Origin of the sequence: Micromonospora craniellae (assembly GCF_014764405.1) — a bacterium.
Taxonomy (GTDB): Bacteria; Actinomycetota; Actinomycetes; order Mycobacteriales; family Micromonosporaceae; genus Micromonospora; species Micromonospora craniellae.
The window spans coordinates 6567295-6585536 of record NZ_CP061725.1; the positions used below are offsets into that span (position 1 = coordinate 6567295).

The following is an 18242-nucleotide window of genomic DNA, read 5'->3' on the forward strand; positions in this document are numbered from 1 at the left end:
TCGACCGCGACCGACGACCACGGGCGCGGACCCGGGGAGGAGTCAATCATGCCCGGCGACGGCGTGGTCCTACTACTGTCCACCTCGGACACCGACCTGCTCAGCGCCCGGTCCAGCGGTGCGGCGTACCGGCTGGCGAACCCGGCCCGCGTCGGCGAGGAACCCGAGGCGCTGGCCGACCTGACGGCCGGCGTGGACCTGGTGGTGGTCCGTATCCTCGGCGGCTACCGGATGTGGCAGCGCGGCCTGGACACGTTGCTCGGCGGCGACGTGCCGGTGGTCGCCCTCGGCGGTGAGCAACTGCCGGACGCCGACCTGATGGCCCGTTCCACGGTGGCGCAGGGCATCGCCGCGCAGGCGCACGCCTACCTGGCCCAGGGCGGTCCGGACAACCTCCGCGAGCTGCACGCGTTCCTCAGCGACACGGTGCTGCTGACCGGCCACGGCTTCGCGCCGCCGCTCGCGCACCCCGACTGGGGCGTCATGTCGCGTCCGGCACCGACGGTGACCGGGCCCACGGTGGGCATCCTCTACTACCGGGCCCACCAGCTCAGCGGCAACACCGCCTTCGTGGAGGGGCTCTGCGCGGCCGTCGAGCAGGCCGGTGGCGTGCCACTGCCGGTGTACTGCGCGAGCCTGCGCGCCCCCGAGCCAGAGCTGCTGGCCACGCTCGGCCGGGCCGACGCGCTGCTGGTCACGGTGCTGGCTGCCGGGGGCACCCGGCCGGCGGAGGTGTCCGCCGGGGGCGCCGACGAGGCGTGGGACGTCGGCGCGCTCGCCGAGCTGGACGTGCCGATCCTCCAGGCGCTGGCGCTGACCCAGGACCGGGCGTCCTGGGCGGAGAGCGACGACGGGCTCAGCCCGCTGGACGCGGCCACCCAGGTGGCGGTGCCGGAGTTCGACGGCCGGCTGATCACGGTGCCGTTCTCGTTCAAGGAGACCGACGCCGACGGGTTGCCGCACTACGTCGCCGACCCGGAGCGTGCCCGCCGGGTCGCCGGCATCGCGGTCCGGCACGCCCGGCTGCGGCACGTGCCGCCGGCCGAGCGGCGGATCGCGGTGGTGCTGTCGGCGTACCCGACGAAGCACGCCCGGGTCGGCAACGCGGTCGGGCTGGACACTCCGGCCAGCGCCGTCCACCTGCTGCGGACGCTGCGCGGGCAGGGGTACGACGTCGGGCCGGTCGACGGCCCGGACGCGCTGCCCGGCCTGCTGCCCAGTGGCGACGGCCAGGACGCCGACGGGGACCGCCTGATCCACGCGCTGATCGCGGCCGGCGGCCAGGACCCGGAGTGGCTCACCGAGGAGAAGTTGGCCGGCAACCCGGTCCGCGTCCCGGCCGCCACCTACCGCCGCTGGTTCGACGCGCTCCCCGACGATCTGCGGGAGGCGATGACCGAGCACTGGGGTCCCGTCCCGGGTGACCTGTTCGTCGACCGGTCCGCCGACCCGGACGGCGAGATCGTCCTGGCCGGGTTGCGGGCCGGAAACGTGCTGCTGATGATCCAGCCGCCCCGTGGTTTCGGCGAGAATCCGGTGGCCATCTACCACGATCCGGACCTGCCGCCGACGCACCACTACCTGGCCGCCTACCGGTGGCTGGACGAGGAGTTCGGCGCGCACGCCGTGGTGCACCTGGGCAAGCACGGGTCGCTGGAGTGGCTGCCCGGCAAGAACCTCGGCCTCTCCGCGAGCTGCGGGCCGGACGCGGTCCTCGGTGAGCTGCCGCTGATCTATCCGTTCCTGGTCAACGACCCGGGCGAGGGCGCGCAGGCCAAGCGGCGGGCGCACGCCACCATCGTGGACCATCTGGTGCCGCCGATGGCCCGGGCGGAGAGCTACGGCGACATCGCCCGGCTGGAGCAGTTGCTCGACGAGCACGCCAACATCGCCACCATGGACCCGGCGAAGCTACCGGCCGTACGGGCGCAGATCTGGACGCTCATCCAGGCCGCCCGGCTCGACCACGACCTGGGGATGGAGCAGCGCCCGCACGACGCCGAGTTCGACGACTTCCTGCTGCACGTCGACGGGTGGCTCTGCGAGGTCAAGGACGCGCAGATCCGCGACGGCCTGCACGTGCTCGGGCACGCCCCGACCGGCGAGGCGCGGATCAACCTGATGCTGGCCATCCTGCGTGCCCGTCAGGTCTTCGGCGGGCAGGCCGACGCGGTGCCCGGTCTGCGGGCCGCGCTCGGCCTCGACGAGGGCGGCGCCGAACACACCGCCGAGGTGGACCGGATCGAGGCGGTGGCCCGACGGCTGGTCGAGGAGATGGAACGGCACGACTGGTCCGTCGAGGCGGTCGACCGGGTACGCGTCGAGGTGCTCGGCGACGACCACCCGCACGGCGCGGAGGTCGGCCGGGTGCTGACGTTCGCCGCCACCGAGGTCGCGCCACGGCTGGCCGGCACCACCGGCGAACTCGACGCCGTGCTGCACGCCCTCGACGGGGGTTACGTGCCCGCCGGACCGAGTGGGTCGCCGCTGCGCGGACTGGTCAACGTGCTGCCGACCGGCCGCAACTTCTACACCGTCGACCCCAAGGCCATCCCCAGCCGACTGGCCTGGGAGACCGGGCAGGCGATGGCCACCAGCCTGCTGGAGCGCTACCGCCGGGACACCGGCGAGTGGCCCCGCTCGGTCGGCCTGTCGGCCTGGGGCACCTCGGCGATGCGGACCTCCGGCGACGACATCGCCGAGGTGTTGGCGCTGATCGGGGCGCAACCGGTCTGGGATCCGGCGTCCCGGCGGGTCACCGGCGTCGAGATCGTCCCGCTGGCCGACCTGGGCCGCCCCCGCATCGACGTCACGTTGCGCATCAGCGGCTTCTTCCGGGACGCCTTTCCGCACGTGGTGCTCCTGCTGGACGACGCGATCCGGGAGGTGGCCGCGCTGGACGAGCCGGACGAGGAGAACTACCTCGCCGCGCACGCCCGCGCCGACGCCGCCCGGCACGGCGACGACCGGCGTGCCACCACCCGCATCTTCGGCTCCAAGCCCGGCGCGTACGGCGCCGGACTGTTGCCGCTGATCGAGAGCGGGAACTGGCGCGACGACGCCGACCTGGCCGAGGTCTACACCGTCTGGGGTGGCTTCGCGTACGGCCGTGACCTGGACGGACGGCCCGCCCGGGAGGACATGGAGTCGGCGTACCGGCGGATCGCGGTGGCGGCGAAGAACACCGACACCCGTGAGCACGACATCGCCGACTCCGACGACTACTTCCAGTACCACGGCGGGATGATCGCCACGGTGCGGGCGTTGACCGGGCAGGCGCCTCGGGCGTACATCGGGGACAGCACCACCCCGGACGCCACCCGCACCCGGTCGCTGACCGAGGAGACCGCGCGGGTCTTCCGGGCCCGCGTGGTCAATCCACGGTGGATCGCCGCCATGCGTCGGCACGGCTACAAGGGCGCGTTCGAGATGACCGCCACCGTGGACTACCTGTTCGGGTACGACGCCACGGCCGGCGTGGTCACCGACTGGATGTACGAGCAACTCGCGGAGAGCTACGTCCTGGACCCGGAGAACCAGCAGTTCCTGCGCCGGTCGAACCCGTGGGCACTGCGCGGGATCGTCGAGCGGCTCACCGAGGCCGCCGACCGTGGGCTCTGGGCCAAGCCCGATCCGGCCCTGATGGACGCGCTGCGGCAGGCGTACCTGGAGGTGGAGGGCGACCTGGAGGAGTCCGGTTGAGCGGTGCCGCCCCTCGGGACCGGACCGGTACCGAGGGGCGGGCTCAGGCGTCGGCGAGCCGCATGGCCTCGGCGAACGCGGCCACCGCGCCGATCACGGTGACGGCGGGTGCGCACAGGTGCTGGGCGGCGGCGACATCGGCGATGTCGTCCAGGCGGCCGCGCAGTACGCGTTGCCGGTCGGTGCCGCCGTTCTCCACGCTGACCGCCGCCGTGGCCGGGTCCATGCCGTGCCGCAGCAGCGTGGCGGTCACCTCGGGCAGCGTCTGCACCGCCATCAGCAGCACGATCGTGGTGCCGGAGCGGGCCACTCCGGCCCAGTCGACGGTGCTGCCCGGGTCGTCGGGCGGCAGGTGGGCGGCGAGCACGGTGAAGCCCTGGGTCAGACCGCGGTGGGTCACCGGCACCCCGGCCAGCTCGGGTACGGCGACGGCACTGGTCACCCCGGGCACCACCGCCACCGGCACCCCGGCGGCCCGGCACGCCAGCATCTCCTCCATGCCCCGGCCGAAGACGAACGGGTCACCGCCCTTGAGCCGCACCACCCGGTGTCCGGCCTGGGCCTCGGTGACCAGGATCTGGTTGATCTGCTCCTGCGGGACGAACGCGCCGCGCGGCACCTTCGACACGTCGACGACCCGGACGCCGGGCCGCAGGTCGCGCAGCACCACGTGTGGCACGAGCCGGTCGGCCACCACCACGTCGGCCTCGGCGAGACGGTCCAGCGCCCGGCGGGTGAGCAGACCCGGATCGCCGGGACCGGCCCCGACCAGCGTGACCCGACCGACGGCGGGCGACTCGGCCGGGACGGGACCGGTCGACCCGGACACACGCGGGATCGGAATCACCCCGGCCGCCGGGCCCGCGACAGCCGAGCCAGTGGCAGCGGAGCCCGCGTCGGCCGGGACGGCAGTGGGCGTACGGGGTGTCGCTCCGGTGGTGTGCCGGTGGACGGCGGCGGCGAAGCGGGCCGCCAGGCTCGGGTACCCGGCCCAGTGCACGTGCAGGTAGGAGGCGTGCACGGTGCCGGACACGACGCCGTCGGGCACCGGTGCGGCGATGCCGTGCGCAGCGGACGGGCGGGGCCGGAACCGCCAGGCGGGCGTGCTGTCGGGATCGGCGTCGACGCGGGTGCGGTGGAACTCGTGGCCGGTGACCTGCTGGTCGACGTCGGCGAGCACGCTGTCCGTGGCGGCCCGCGCGTCCCGGTAGCCCAACGTCAGCCGGTCGGTCATCCGGGCACGCACCGGCAGGACCCCGGTCATCGGCGCGCCGTCGAGGTCGCGGGCCAGATAGAGCAGCCCGGCGCACTCGGCGACGGTCGGGACGCCACGCGTGGCGGCGTCGGCCACCGCCCGGCGCAGAGGTGCGTTGTCGGTCAGGCCGGCGGCGTACACCTCGGGGAAGCCGCCGCCGAGGTACAGGCCGGTGGTCTGCTCGGGCAGCGTCGGGTCGTGCAGCGGGTCGACCGGGGTCAGCCGCAGGCCGGCCGCCGCGAGTAGTTCGTCGGTCTCGGCGTACCGGAAGGTGAAGGCCGGTCCGGACGCGACCGCGACGGTCCCGTCCACGGTGAGACCGGACAGTTCGGCCACCGGGTTCCAGGCCGGGCCGGGCAGCGCGGGTGCCCGGCGGGCCACCGCGACCACCTGGTCGAGGTCGACACCGGCGGCGACGTGGGCGGCGAGAGCGTCGACGGTACGCGCGGCGGCGGCGGCCCGCTCGGCGGCCGGCACCAGGCCGAGGTGCCGGCTCGGGGTGTCCAGGGTCGCGTCCCGGCGCAGCGCCCCCAGCACCGGCACACCGGTGACGGCCAGCGCGTCGCGGATCTCGGCCTCGTGGGTCACCGAGCCGACCTTGTTGAGGACCACCCCGGCGACGGTGAGCTGCGGGTCGAACGTGGCGAAGCCGTGCACCAGCGCGGCGATGCTGCGCGAGGCGCCGGAGACATCCACGACGAGCAGCACCGGGGTGCGGGTCAGCCGCGCCACGTGGGCGGTGGAGGCGAACCCGGCCCGGCCGACCGCGCCGTCGAGCAGACCCATCACGCCCTCGACGATCGCGATGTCGGCGGGTGCCCCGACGGTGGCGCCGTGCCGCAGCAGCGGCAGGATCCGCTGCTCGCCCTGGAGGAACGGGTCGAGGTTGCGACCTCGGCGGCCGGTGGCCAGTTCGTGGTAGCCGGGGTCGATGTAGTCCGGGCCGACCTTGTGGCCGCTGACGGTCAGGCCACGCCGCCGCAGCGCCGCCATCAGGCCGGTGGCCACCGTCGTCTTGCCCTGCCCGGAGGCAGGGGCGGCGACGATCAGCCGGGGCGGGAGGCTCACCATTCGATGCCCCGCTGCCCCTTCTGACCGGAGTCCATCGGATGTTTGATCTTGGTCATCTCGGTGACCAGGTCCGCCGCGTCCACCAGCCGGGGGTCGGCGTCCCGCCCGGTGACCACCACGTGCTGGTGGCCGGGGCGCTGCCGCAGCGTCTGCACCACCTCGTCGACGTCCACCCACCCCCACTTCATCGGGTAGGTGAACTCGTCGAGCACGTACAGGTCGTGGGCAGAGGTGGCGAGCCGACGCTTGATCTCCGCCCAGCCCTCCGCAGCCTGCGCCGCGTGGTCGCTCTCGGTGCCCTGGGTACGGCTCCAACTCCAGCCGGCACCCATCTTGTACCAGGAGACCGGGCCACCCTGGCCGGTCTGCTCGTGCACCGTACCGAGGGCGCGCAGCGCGTGTTCCTCGCCGACGGTCCACTTGGCGCTCTTGACGAACTGGAACACCGCGATCGACCAGCCCTGGTTCCAGCCGCGCAGGGTGAGCCCGAAGGCGGCGGTGGACTTGCCCTTCGACGGTCCGGTGTGGACCATCAGCAGCGGCCGGTTCCGGCGTTGCCGGGTGGTCAGCCCGTCGTCCGGAACGGTGACCGGTTGGCCCTGTGGCATCAGGCGGCGCCCCTGGCGGTACGGACGGCGGTGTGGGCGCGCACCGCGTCGGTGAGCGCGTCGGCGGCGACGCCCTCCAGCGGCAGGTACTGCCCGCCGAGCGTGGTGGCCAGGTCGGCGGCGAGTCGCATGCGTACCCGGCCCTGCTCGCAGTCGACGACCACGGCGCTGGTGCCGGCGGCGGCCAGCAGCCGGGCCGCGTGCCGGGCCCGGGCCACGGCGTCCGGGCCGGTGGTGGCGCGACCGTCGGTGACGAGCACCAGCAGCGGACGCCGTCGCGGGTCGCGGATCCGTTCCACGCGCAGCACCTCACGGGCGCGCAGCAGCCCCTCCGCCAGCGGGGTGCGTCCCCCGGTCGGCAGCGTGGCCAGCCGGGCGGCGGCCACCTCCACGCTGGCGGTGGGCGGCAGGGACACCTCGGCGTCGGTGGCGCGGAAGGTCACCAGGCCGACTTTGTCCCGGCGCTGGTAGGCGTCGAGCAGCAGGGACAGCACCGCGGCCTTGACCGCGCCGACCCGCTGGCGGGCGCCCATCGAGCCGGAGGCGTCCAGGCAGAACAGGATCAGGTTGCCCTCGCGGCCCTGCCGCACGGGCAGCCGCACGTCGCCGGGGTGGACCAGGATGCCGGGGCCCTGGCGGCCCCGGGCCCGCTGGTGCGGTGCGGCAGCGTGCAGCGTGGCCACCAGGTGGGGCCGTCCGGTCGTCGGCCCGTCCGGACGCCGGGCGCCGACGGTGCGGCCGGTGGTGGTGCGGGCCGGCGAGCGGCGGCCGGCGACGCCGAGGCCGCTGCCGGGGACCTGTAACAGCCGGGCCCGGTACGGCGCGCCGGCCGGCACCGGTGCGGGTACGGTCCGTTCGCCCTCGGTGCCCGGGGCGGGCGGGGCGTCCGGACGGGAGCGGTACGGGCGCTCGTCGGCGGATTCACCCTCGGGGTCGCCCGGGCCGCCGCCGTCGGGCGGGCCGTCCGGGTCGTCCGGGCCCGGTGGCCCGTCCGTGGGCGGATCCGGTTCGTCCTCGGGCGGCCCGGGCTCGTCCAGCCCGGCGTCGTGCAGCGCCCGGTCGAGGTCGGCGGCGTCCTGCTGGGGCGGGTCGAAGGGGTTGCGGCGGCGGCGGTGCGGCAGGGCCAGCCGGGCGGCGACCCGGACGTCGCCGACGCTCACCTCGGTGCGCCCGCACCAGGCCGCGTGGGCGATGGCGGTCCGCGCGATGACCAGGTCCGCGCGCATCCCGTCGACCTCGGCGGCGGCGCAGAGGGCGGCGATGCGGGCCACTGTCGCGTCGTCGAGGCGTACCGACGGCAGCAGGGTCCGGGCCCGGGCGACCTGTGCGCCCAGCGCCGCGTCGGCGTCGGCGTAGCGGGCGGCGAAACCGTCCGGGTCGGCCTCGTACGCCAGCCGTCGGCGCATCACCTCGGCCCGTACCTGCGGGTCCCGGCTGGCGGCGACCTCGACGGTCAGGCCGAAGCGGTCCAGCAACTGCGGCCGCAGTTCCCCCTCCTCGGGGTTCATGGTGCCCACCAGCACGAACCGGGCCGCGTGGGTCACCGAGACACCGTCGCGCTCCACCGTGGCGCGGCCCATCGCCGCCGCGTCGAGCAGCACGTCCACCAGGTGGTCGTGCAGCAGGTTGACCTCGTCGACGTAGAGCAGGCCACGGTGCGCGGCGGCCAGCAGACCCGGGTCGTACGCGGTGACGCCCTCCCGCAGCGCCCGTTCCAGGTGCAGCGCGCCGAGCAGACGGTCCTCACCGGCACCGACCGGCAGCTCCACCAGGCGGGCCGGACGGGTACGGGCCGGTGGGTCGGCCGGGTGCGGCCCATCCGGGCAGTCCGGGTCGGGTGCCGTCGGGTCGCAGGAGAAGCGGCAGTCGGTCACCACCTCGACCGGCGGCAGGAACGCGGTCAGGGCCCGCACGGCGGTGGATTTAGCGGTGCCCTTCTCGCCCCGGACCAGCACACCGCCGATCGCCGGGGAGACCGCACACAGGTTCAGCGCCAACGCCATGTCGTCCATGCCGACGACGGCGGAGAAGGGGTACGACCGCACGGCCACACCTTTCACCTCGCGTGGGTCCTCGCCCACGGCCGGTCACCGAACCGCGCCGACGCACGGGCGACGCGGTACGACGCAGCGGGTGTCTGGCTCCCGGCTGCCGGCGCGGGGCCGGTGGCCGGTCACAGTGGCGGGACCGCCCCGGAGTCGCCGGCCCCACTCGGACCGGCCCACCGGTGTTCCCCACCGAGCCGTCGCCGCCGATGATGTCACACCGACCCCCGGGGCGGCAGGGTCGCGCAGTGCTGGACTACCGTTGCGCCGCGTGAGGTCCATGACACCCGACGAACCGGTCGCCGTGGTCGGCGTCGGCGCGGACGGCTGGGCGGGGCTCGGCGAGCGCGGACGCGACGCGGTGCGGCAGGCAGAGGTCGTGCTGGGCGGCCAGCGGCACCTGGACCTGCTGCCGGACAGCGTGCCGGCGCAGCGGGTCGCCTGGCCGACGCCGCTGCTGCCCGCCCTGCCCGACCTGCTCGCGACGCACGCCGACCGGCGGATCTGCGTGCTCGCCAGCGGCGACCCGATGTGGTTCGGCATCGGCACACACCTGGTCCGGCTGCTCGGCGCCGACCGGGTCCGCGTGGTCAGCCACCCCTCCTCGATCGCGTTGGCGTGCGCGCGGATGGGCTGGCCGGTGGAGCGGGTCACCGTGCGCAGCGCGGTCGGCCGCGACCTGGACGAGGTCCGCCGTGACCTCGCCCCGGGCCGGCTGCTGCTGGTGCTCAGCACCGACGCCGCCACGCCCGCCGCGCTGGCCCGGCTGCTCACCGACGCGGGGTACGGCGACAGCGAGCTGACCGTCCTGGCCGCGCTCGGCGCCGACACCGAGCACCGGGTCGACGGACTCGCCGAGAAGTGGACCGCCCCGCCCGGCGATCCGCTGAACGTGGTCGCGGTGCGGGTCGCCGCCGTGTCCGGCGCCCGGGTGCTGCCCACGGTGCCCGGACTGCCGGACGACGCCTTCGCGCACGACGGCGCGCTGACCAAACGGGAGGCCCGCGCGCTGGCCCTGTCCCGGCTCGGTCCCACCTGCGACGACCTGCTGTGGGACGTCGGCGCCGGCAACGGCAGCGTGGCCGTCGAGTGGCTGCGCAGCGATCCCAGCACGTCGGCGGTGGCGGTGGAGAGCCGCGACGACCGGGCCGACCGGATCGTCGCCAACGCCCGGGACCTCGGCGTACCCCGATTGCGGGTGGTCCGGGGAAAGGCGCCGCAGGCCCTCGTGGCGTTGCCCGCACCCGACGCGGTGTTCGTCGGCGGCGGGCTGACCGCACCGGGGGTGTTCGACGCGGTCTGGGCCGCGCTGCGCCCCGGCGGGCGGCTCGTCGCCCACGCGGTCACCCTCGAAGGCGAGCGCGAACTCACCGAACAGATGGCCCGGCGCGGTGGGGACCTGACCCGATTGTCGATCGAACGTGCCGCGCCGCTGGGCGGTTTCACCGGGTGGGAACCCGCCCGCGCGCTGGTGCAGTGGGCGGTGAGCAAGCCATGACGGTTCACTTCATCGGCGCCGGACCGGGTGCCGCCGACCTGATCACCGTACGCGGGCAGCGCATCCTGTCCCGCGCCCAGGTCTGCCTGTACGCCGGCAGCCTGGTCCCCGCCGACCTGCTCGCCACCTGCCCGCCCGATGCACGGCTGGTCGACACCGCCGAGCTGACACTGGACGAGATCGTCGCGGCGATGACCGAGGCGCACCGCGCCGGCCACGACGTCGCCCGCCTCTGCTCCGGCGACCCGGCCGTGTTCAGTGCGGTCGCCGAGCAGGCCCGTCGGCTGGACGCGGCCGGTGTGCCGTACGAGATCGTGCCGGGCGTGCCGTCGTACGCAGCGGCGGCGGCCACGTTGCGTCGTGAGCTGACCGTGCCGACCGTCGGGCAGACGGTGATCCTCACCCGTACCCAGGCCCGGTCGACGCCGATGCCGCCCGGGGAGACCCTGGCCGAGCTGGGGCGCAGCCGCGCCACCCTGGTCCTGCACCTGGCGGTGGCGCGGACCCGGCAGATCGCCGGGGAACTGGTCGGGCACTACGGGGCGGACTGCCCCGTGGCCGTGGTCGCCAACGCCAGCCGACCCGACGAGATCGTGCTGCGCGGCACCCTGGCCGACATCGCCGATCAGGTGGAGGCGCACGGGATCCGCCGGACCGCGGTGGTCATCGTCGGTGCCGCGCTGGCCGCCGACTCCTTTCCAGACAGTTACCTCTACTCCCCCGGCCGGGACCGCAGCGCCAAGCGTCCGACCGGGTCGACGGGGTGAGCGCGGTGCGCACGATCCTGGTGATCGGTGTCGGTGCGGGCGACCCGGGCCAGCTCACCCTGGCCGCGGCCGAGGCGATGCGCCGGACCGACGTGTTCTTCCTGCTGGACAAGGGCGCGGAGAAGCACGACCTGATCGCGTTGCGGCAGGAGCTGCTGGCCCGTTTCGCCCGGCCGGAGCACCGGGTGGTCGAGGTACGCGACCCGGACCGGGACCGGAGGGCCGACGGGTACGTCACGGCGGTGGACCAGTGGCGACGGCGCCGCGCCGACCTGCTGGAGGAGGCCGTCGCCGAGCACCTGCCCGACGGGGGCTGCGGCGCGTTCCTGGTGTGGGGCGACCCGGCTCTCTACGACAGCACGCTGGCGGTGCTGGAGGAGATCCGGGCGCGCGGGCGGGTCGCGCTGGAGCACTCGGTGATCCCCGGGGTCAGCAGCGTGGCGACGCTGGCCGCGCGGCACCGCATCGGGCTCAACCGGGTGGGCCGGGCGTTCCTGGTCACCACCGGCCGACGGCTGGCCGAGCGGTTGCCCCGGGACGTCGACGACATCGTGGTGATGCTCGACGCGAACTGCTCCTTCACCCACTACCTGGACGAGGACCTGGACATCTTCTGGGGCGCCTACCTGGGCACCGCCGACGAGATCCTCATCGCCGGCCGGTTGTCGGAGGTGGCGGAGCGGATCGTGAGCACCCGCCGGGAGGCTCGCGGCCGCAAGGGCTGGATCATGGACACGTACCTGCTGCGCCGCCGGGACCCGGCCGACAAGGGGTGACCAGGCGGGCGACTCTCCTGTCCGCGTCGCGGGAGAAACGGACGGGGTGCCGGCGGTCAGCCGACACCCCGTCACGGTCGATCACGTCAACTCGCGGAGCAACTCGCGGTCGGCGTGGTGTTGTTGCCGTTCTTGTAGAGCGTGATGCCGAAGTTGTTGCCGTTGCCGTTCGGCCGGGCGGTGAGCGTGCCGCTGGAGCCGCTGATCGAGGCGTTCCAGCTGTTCTGCAGGCTCTGGCTGCCGTTGGTACGGATGGAGACCGTCCAGTTGTTGCTGCCGCTGACCGAGAGGTTCACGTTGAACCGGTCGCTCCACTCGTCGGCGCGGCTCACGCTGACCGAGCAGCCGCCGCTGCCGGGCGGCGGGTTGGTGGGCGGCGGGTTGGTGCTGCCCCCGCTGTTCACCGTGATGTTGGAGCTGCCGCTGCTCTGGTACCCCTCGGTGGCCATGATCTGGTAGTAGTGGTTGCCCAGGTTCATGCCCCGGCTGGCCCACGCGTCGAAGTGGTTGCCGGTGGTGATGGTGCCGCCCACCCGCTTCGACGTCCGGACGCTCCAGTACTGGTAGAAGGTCGCGGTGCCGTCGATGGAGGGCTGGTTGACCCGCTGGGTGCGGTAGATGTCGTACGTGCCGCCGTCGGTGTTGACCGTGCCCATGGAGTTCGCGCCGGGCGGCCGCCAACTGCCCCAGCTGTCCACGATGTAGTACTCGACCAGCGGGCTGCGGGTCCAGCCGTACAGGGTCAGGTACGAGTTGCCGTTCGGGTTGAAGGTGCCCGAGTAGCTCACGTTGCGCCGCGTACCCGGGTTCCAGCCCTTGCCGGCGACGAAGTTGTTGACGTTGCTCCACTGGGTGCTGTACTGGCCGCCGTTCCCCATCGTCATGGAGACGTTGCCGCTGTCCTTCCAGAACGAGAAGAAGAACCCGCTGTGGTTCCCCTCCTGGTTTGACGTCACGGTCTGGGCGTGGGCGGGACCGGTCGTGATCGCCACGGTTCCGGTCGTGATCAGTGCCACGGCGCAGGCCGCGCCGATGAGCGACCGGAGGCGACCGGGTCTGCGGCGTCTCGGTGGGACGAGGCCGTCGGACATTGCTTCCTCCTCGGGACGGCTGGCCGAAGGCCAGCAGTGCGCTACGCGCCGGCGTGGTCTCGGCGACCCGGGCGACCGCCGTCGACGGTCGGCGTCGTATCGCGTTCGGTGGTGGTGGCGCACCGGCCACACGGTGACCGGCGGAACTGGTGGTGAGGTCGACGATGATTGAGTCGCGTCGATGGCCATCAGTATTGGCCGGTCGCCTGGAGGCGTCAACAACTTCCGGAAACACTTCCGACATCTTCGGCCAGCCAGCGCACCCGTCTACAGCAGTGTTCATCCTGTTCAGCGCCGACAGCAGCGCCTCGCTTCAGAAGGTATCCACCGCAACTATCGGTACCGACCGGGGAGGCCCCAGCCTCCGTCTGCGGAAATTCCAGAGGCTTTCCGGTCAGCGACGGGCGAACGACCGGCTACCCGGAGCGCTGCACCTCGGCGAGTCGGCGCCGGGCCCCCTCGGCGGCCGGGTCACCCAGGTCGTCGTAGATGGCGGCGGCCAACCGCCACGCCGCCGCCGCCCCGTCGAGGTCGTCCATGGCGGCACGGGTCTCGCCGAGCCGGGTGAGGGTCTCCGCCTGGTGGTAGCGGTCGGCGGAGTCGCGGAACAACTCGATGGACTGCTCGTAGCAGGTCACCGCCGACTGGTACTCCCCGAGCCCGTGGTAGGCGAAACCCAGGCTGTCCAGCGTCGCCGCCTGCCCGTTGCGGTCGTCGATCAGCCGTTGCTGGGCGAGCGCCTCGGTGCAGTCCGCGATGGCCTGCCGGTGGTTGCCCTGCACGGCGTGGATGTACCCGATCGCGTTCAGCGCGCGCCCCTCACCGGCCCGGTTGCCGGCGAGCCGGTAGAGCCGCAGCGCCTCGTGGGCGTGCGTCAACGCCTCGTCCCGCCGGCCGAGCACGAAGCAGTGCTCGGTGTAGTTGTGCAGGGTCTGCGCCAGGCCGCCCTGGTCGCCGAGCTTGTCGTACAGCGTGATCGCGCGCTGGAGGCGGTCGCCTGCGGTGTCGTGCTCGCCAAGCCGGTAGGCGGCCCGGCCGAGCAACCGGTTGGCGGTGGCCTGCGCCTCCAGGTCATCGAGACGTTCCGCCGACTCCAGCGCGGCCTGCTGGGCGGCCAGTTGGTCCTGCCACAGCCCGCGCGGCGCGAGGAAGGTGGTCAGCGCCCAGGCCAGCCGCCACGCGTACGCGTCGAAGCCGGTCGCGCTGGCCTGCCGGACCACGCGCAGCAGCACGTGCCGTTCGGCCGTGAACCAGGCCAGCGCGGCGTCCTGGTCGGCCATCGGCACGTGCACGTTGCCGGGCAGCGCGGGTAGCGCGGTGACCGATGGCCACTGCGGCTGCACCAGACGACCGGCCGGTTCGGCGCTGTGCAGGTAGTGGTCGTACAGCCGGCGGTGCGCCGCCCACCGCTGGCCGACCGGTTCGTCCGCCTGGGCCAGCTCGGCGGCGTACGAGCGCAGCAGGTCGTGGAAGGCGTACCGGTCGGGGCGGTGCTCGGTCAGCAGGTGCAGCCGGGTCAGTTCCTGGAGGACCGGGGCGACCGCGACACGTGGCCAGCCGAGCAGCGCGGCGGCGGCGGAGCCGCTCAGTTCCGGCCCCGGGTGCAGGCCGAGCAGGCGGAACAGGCGGGCCGCGTCCGGGCTCAGCGCCTCGTAGGACCAGGAGAACACCCGCCGGACGTCGCCGTCCGCCAGCACCGCGAGCCGGTTCTCCGGTGCCCGCAGCTCGGCGACGACCGCCTCCAGCGGGAACGTGGGTCGGGTGGCCACCCGGGCCGCCACGATGGACAGGGCGAGCGGGAGCCGGCCGGCGGTCTCGATCATCTCGGCCACGGCGGCGGGCTCGGCGTCCAGCCGGCTGCCGTCGACCCGGCTGCGCAGCAGGTGCGTCGACTCGGTGTCGGTCAGCACGTCGAGGGTCAGCAGGCGGGCGCCCTCGGCGGCGACCAGCGTGCTGAGCTGGTCCCGGCTGGTCACCACGACGGCGCAGCGGCCCGCGCCCGGCAACAGCGGTCGCACCTGGTCGGCGTCGCGGGCGTTGTCGAGCACGATGAGCATCTCGCGGTCGGCGAGCAGGCTCCGATACAGGCCGGTGCGGGCGTGCAGGCTGCTGGGTATGCGGGCCAGCGGTACGTCCAACGCCTCCAGGAGACCGAGCAGGGCGTCGGCCGGGGAGACGGCCTCGCACTCGTCGTAGCCGCGCAGGTTGACGTGGAGCTGCCCGTCGGGGAAGCGGTCGGCGACCCGGTGCGCCCAGTGCAGCGCCAGGGTGGTCTTGCCGACACCGGCCATCCCGCAGACCACGGTGACGACCACGGACGTCGGGCCGCCACTCGGGTGTCCGACGACCGCGTCGAGGCGGGCGAGGTGTTCCCGCCGCCCGACGAAGTCCGGCGTGGTGAGCGGTAGCTGTGCCGGCCGGGTGCGGGTGGCGGTGGGTGCGGGTGCGGCAGGCGGTGGGAATCGGTGGTGCAGGATGTCGTCGTGCAGGCGGGTCAGCTCGGGCCCCGGATCCATCCCGGTCTCCTCGGCGAGCACCTGCCGGGCCTGCCGGAAAGCCGCCGTCGCCCCGGCCACGTCTCCGCTGTGGTAGAGCCCGGTCATCAGGTGCGCCCACGCGCGTTGCCGCAGCGGGTGTCGTTCGAGCAGGGCCCGGAGTCGGGGGATGACCTGCGCCGCCGCACCGAGCGCGAGCTGGGTGCCGGCGTGGTCCTCCTCGGCCAGCAGACGCCGCTCGGCCAGTTGCCCCACCCATCGCGACAGCGGCCGGGGCAGTGGCAGCCCGGCCAGGGCCGGGCCCCGCCACAGGGCCAGCGCCTGCGCCAGCTCAGCCTCGGCCTGTACGGGATCACCGCTGGTCAGGGCGGTGCGCCCGCGCGCGACGGCGGCGTCGAAATGGTCCAGGTCGCGTTCGTCCGGCTCCACCCGCAGCAGGTAGCCACCGGCGGTGGTGACTATCCGGCCGTCGCGGTCGATCGCCTGCCGCAGCCCGCGCACGTAGGTGCGGATGTTGGCCCCGGCGGAGGCCGGCGGCTGGTCGCCCCAGAGCACGGTGACCAGATCGTCGGTGGGTACGGCCTCACCAGGACGGGTCAGCAGCAACGCGAGCAGCAGCCGTTGTTTCACCGAGCCGAGGTCGACGGGGTGCCCGTCCCGGGACACCGACAACGGGCCGAGAAGGTCGAAGCGGAGAAGCATCAATCACCTCAGCCGACAGCCTGCGCCATTGGACCGCACCTCATCCGCACCGCGTCGCCTCGCACGGTGCGGGCCGGGCCGACCGACGAGAGTCGAGGGCAACTCAGTTGTACGCCAATTGTGCGCGGCGGATACGTCGGGAACCGTACCATCGGCCGCCGAATCACCGGTCTTCCCATCGGTGTGCGCGGGGGCGTCCACGGGGTGCTCCCGCACACCGGCGAGCGTTCCGGTCCGGACCGCCGGCGTCGGGATGGCCGGCGGTCCGGACCGGAACGTACCGCCGGTGCCGTGCTCCGGCCGGTACCGGCGGATCCGCGTCTCGATCTCTGCGGAGGTGACGATGAGCAAGACCCTGCCGCTCCGGCCGCGCGTGGAGGAGGTGGAGCACCTCCTGCGGACCCGGCAGCCGGTGCGCCGTTTCGTCACCGATCCGCTGCCCCGACCCGACGTGCTGCGCGTCTGTCAGGCCGGTGCGGACGCCGGGCTGCCGGTCGCACCTGGCGACGCGCACACCGCACGCTGGTTGGTGTTCGCCCGCGCGGTGAGCGACACCGCTCCGGGCGTCCACGAGTACCGCGACGGCGACCTGGTCCCGGCGGCCGGACTCTCGGCGGCCGAGGCGATGGCCGGACTGGCCTCGGACGCCTCGGCCACCGCGCCGTGCGTGGTGGCACCGGTATGGATCCTGGGCACCGCGCGGACCGGGCCGGACGTCGACGACCACCTCGACCTGCTGCTACGGACCGGCGCCAGCCTGCACGCGGCGTACCTGCTGGCGATGCGGTCCGGCCTCGGCGGTCACCTGTTCCGTGGACCGCACCCGGCGACGGGGTCCGGCGGGTGGGACGGCCTGGCGGCCCGGCCGTTCCTGGCGCTGGCCTTCGGTCACCCGGACCGACGGCCAGGCGGCCGGTAGGGGTACGCGGCGGTCGGGGCTTGCCCCGGAGCGCGGCCGGCGACGCCGGTCAGACCTCGGCGGCGGTCGATGTTGCCGGACCGGGTGCACGCGTGCTGAAATGACTCGTATCGCCGCAGCGCGGAGGCAAACGCGCTGGGAACGGCCAGCACGGGAGCAGCGCTATGCCGGCAGCGCGCCGCATCGGCAGACGGTCGCGCGCCGCATCGCCAGGCCATCACCACGACGACGGGCACATTTCCGGGCAGGTGTCCCCGCCGTACGTGTCCCCCGGTACGTGTCCCCCGCTCCGCCGACGTGCTCGCGGCGAGACACGCCGGAGGCGTCCGATGCGATCTGCCGACGCACCAGAACCGGCGACGAGGTGAGAAGCAGTCATGATTTCCCGGGAGAGTCTCGCGGGGTGGTACCGGAACCGCTTCGTGTGGGTGGCGGTGATCGTGCTGACCGTCTCGGCCACCGCGGTGACGCTGGTCCGTTCGGCCGAATCGGACACGAAACCGGCGGACCTGCGCGGACAGCTAACGACCTGGATGCGCACCACGCTCGAACAGGCGGACCCGGGGCAGCACAACCACGCCGGGCACACCCCCCAGCAGGCGGCCGGCGGGCAGGAGACGCCACCGGCGGTGATCTGCGGGGTCCACGTGTACGGCTACGAACCGGCCGAGGTGACCACGTTCGCCGACGTCCGGACGGTCTACGGCTTCCACCTCTGCGGGGTGGCCGAGCAGAAGCGCACCTGGGACTGGGCGGTCAAGCTGGCCGGTCCGCTCATCATGGACCGGTCCACCAATCCGCCGGGCATCCAGGTGGTCGAGGCCACCGAGGACGTCATCTTCATCGACCGGCTGCGGCAGATGTTCCCGGCCAAGTACGCCGATCTGGCACAGCGGGAGGCGCTCGAACCCGGGGAAATGGCCGACCTGCGCCGCCGGTACGACGCGGCGGCCGGACTGTGACCCGTACCGGCTGATGGCGGGCCCGTTCCCCCGGCGTCGCATCGCGGTGGGTCACGACGTTCCCGGCCGGTCCGGGCCCACCACCGGACGCCAGGCGCGCAGCGATTCGACGTGCACGCCCGGGGTGGTGAAGTACGGGTCCTCGGCCATGAGCCGCCACCGAGAACCTTTCGGCGGTGCCGCTGTTCTCGATGCTCGACGCCGACCGCATCGAGCGGCTCGGCGCGGAGCGGGGCACGGTGGCCGCCGCTTACGACACCCACCACGGCGCGCGGGTCCGCTTCGCCACGGCGACCGGCCCCTGTGTCGTGGACAAGGCGGCGACACTGCGAGGTGCCGGCGCTCCGTGAT

The 18242-nt window shown here is 73.9% G+C and carries 12 protein-coding genes and 1 pseudogene; 7 read left to right on the top strand and 6 right to left on the bottom strand.

Annotated elements, in window-relative coordinates; translation table 11 throughout:
* The first annotated feature begins 48 nt into the window (after positions 1 to 48).
* Positions 49 to 3702, top strand: coding sequence for a cobaltochelatase subunit CobN (cobN, locus tag ID554_RS29970; protein ID WP_199489140.1), 3654 nt, complete (start codon positions 49 to 51; stop codon positions 3700 to 3702).
* A gap of 43 nt (positions 3703 to 3745) precedes the next feature.
* On the opposite strand, the gene cobA is transcribed toward cobN, so the two are convergent.
* The 4 genes and pseudogenes from cobA to ID554_RS29985 form a co-directional block, all read right to left on the bottom strand.
* Complete coding sequence (gene cobA, locus ID554_RS32220; RefSeq protein WP_263407351.1) at positions 3746 to 4549, bottom strand: uroporphyrinogen-III C-methyltransferase; 804 nt, start codon at positions 4547 to 4549, stop codon at positions 3746 to 3748.
* A gap of 96 nt (positions 4550 to 4645) precedes the next feature.
* A pseudogene (locus tag ID554_RS32225) lies at positions 4646 to 6028 on the bottom strand (cobyrinate a,c-diamide synthase); the annotation flags it as partial.
* Positions 6022 to 6636, bottom strand: a complete 615-nt coding sequence (gene cobO, locus ID554_RS29980) for a cob(I)yrinic acid a,c-diamide adenosyltransferase (protein WP_117226934.1) — start codon at positions 6634 to 6636, stop codon at positions 6022 to 6024. The gene cobO and the pseudogene ID554_RS32225, both read right to left, overlap by 7 nt.
* Complete coding sequence (locus tag ID554_RS29985) at positions 6636 to 8648, bottom strand: magnesium chelatase subunit D family protein (RefSeq protein ID WP_199489150.1); 2013 nt, start codon at positions 8646 to 8648, stop codon at positions 6636 to 6638. The genes cobO and ID554_RS29985 overlap by 1 nt, the downstream gene beginning before the upstream one ends.
* Before the next feature lie 313 nt (positions 8649 to 8961).
* Here ID554_RS29985 and cbiE point away from each other — a divergent pair, with 313 nt between their 5' ends.
* The 3 genes from cbiE to cobF are packed head-to-tail and all read left to right on the top strand — an operon-like array spanning position 8962 to position 11722.
* Positions 8962 to 10179, top strand: coding sequence for a precorrin-6y C5,15-methyltransferase (decarboxylating) subunit CbiE (gene cbiE, locus ID554_RS29990; protein WP_117226933.1), 1218 nt, complete (start codon positions 8962 to 8964; stop codon positions 10177 to 10179).
* Positions 10176 to 10946 (top strand): precorrin-4 C(11)-methyltransferase, encoded by a 771-nt coding sequence (gene cobM / locus ID554_RS29995; RefSeq protein WP_117226932.1) that lies wholly within the window; start codon positions 10176 to 10178, stop codon positions 10944 to 10946. The genes cbiE and cobM overlap by 4 nt, the downstream gene beginning before the upstream one ends.
* Before the next feature lie 5 nt (positions 10947 to 10951).
* Complete coding sequence (cobF, locus tag ID554_RS30000; protein WP_117227024.1) at positions 10952 to 11722, top strand: precorrin-6A synthase (deacetylating); 771 nt, start codon at positions 10952 to 10954, stop codon at positions 11720 to 11722.
* Positions 11723 to 11808: 86 nt separating this feature from the next.
* Here cobF and ID554_RS30005 read toward each other — a convergent pair whose 3' ends face one another.
* Together ID554_RS30005 and ID554_RS30010 are read right to left on the bottom strand one after the other, a co-directional pair.
* Positions 11809 to 12813 (bottom strand): glycoside hydrolase family 11 protein, encoded by a 1005-nt coding sequence (locus tag ID554_RS30005; protein WP_117226931.1) that lies wholly within the window; start codon positions 12811 to 12813, stop codon positions 11809 to 11811.
* 416 nt (positions 12814 to 13229) lie between these two features.
* Positions 13230 to 16010, bottom strand: coding sequence for an AfsR/SARP family transcriptional regulator (locus tag ID554_RS30010; RefSeq protein ID WP_117226930.1), 2781 nt, complete (start codon positions 16008 to 16010; stop codon positions 13230 to 13232).
* Positions 16011 to 16353: 343 nt separating this feature from the next.
* Between ID554_RS30010 and ID554_RS30015 the strand changes: the two genes are divergently transcribed.
* The 3 genes from ID554_RS30015 to ID554_RS30025 all read left to right on the top strand — a co-directional run bounded on the left by ID554_RS30015 (position 16354) and on the right by ID554_RS30025 (position 18241).
* Positions 16354 to 16929, top strand: coding sequence for a hypothetical protein (locus tag ID554_RS30015; protein WP_147333400.1), 576 nt, complete (start codon positions 16354 to 16356; stop codon positions 16927 to 16929).
* A gap of 377 nt (positions 16930 to 17306) precedes the next feature.
* Entirely contained in the window at positions 17307 to 17891 is a 585-nt protein-coding gene (locus tag ID554_RS30020) for a hypothetical protein (protein ID WP_117226928.1), read from the top strand.
* Positions 17892 to 18067: 176 nt separating this feature from the next.
* Positions 18068 to 18241, top strand: coding sequence for a hypothetical protein (locus ID554_RS30025; RefSeq protein ID WP_158573688.1), 174 nt, complete (start codon positions 18068 to 18070; stop codon positions 18239 to 18241).
* The last annotated feature ends 1 nt before the right edge of the window (position 18242 follow it).

Excerpts from the sequence above, each read along its gene's own strand:
- cobN (WP_199489140.1), top strand. The coding sequence starts at position 49 with ATGCCCGGCGACGGCGTGGTCCTACTACTGTCCACCTCGGACACCGAC.
- cobO (WP_117226934.1), bottom strand. The coding sequence starts at position 6,636 with ATGCCACAGGGCCAACCGGTCACCGTTCCGGACGACGGGCTGACCACC.
- ID554_RS29985 (WP_199489150.1), bottom strand. The coding sequence starts at position 8,648 with ATGGACGACATGGCGTTGGCGCTGAACCTGTGTGCGGTCTCCCCGGCG.
- cbiE (WP_117226933.1), top strand. The coding sequence starts at position 8,962 with ATGACACCCGACGAACCGGTCGCCGTGGTCGGCGTCGGCGCGGACGGC.
- cobM (WP_117226932.1), top strand. The coding sequence starts at position 10,176 with ATGACGGTTCACTTCATCGGCGCCGGACCGGGTGCCGCCGACCTGATC.
- ID554_RS30005 (WP_117226931.1), bottom strand. The coding sequence starts at position 12,813 with ATGTCCGACGGCCTCGTCCCACCGAGACGCCGCAGACCCGGTCGCCTC.
- ID554_RS30010 (WP_117226930.1), bottom strand. The coding sequence starts at position 16,010 with ATGCTTCTCCGCTTCGACCTTCTCGGCCCGTTGTCGGTGTCCCGGGAC.
- ID554_RS30015 (WP_147333400.1), top strand. The coding sequence starts at position 16,354 with ATGAGCAAGACCCTGCCGCTCCGGCCGCGCGTGGAGGAGGTGGAGCAC.
- ID554_RS30020 (WP_117226928.1), top strand. The coding sequence starts at position 17,307 with ATGATTTCCCGGGAGAGTCTCGCGGGGTGGTACCGGAACCGCTTCGTG.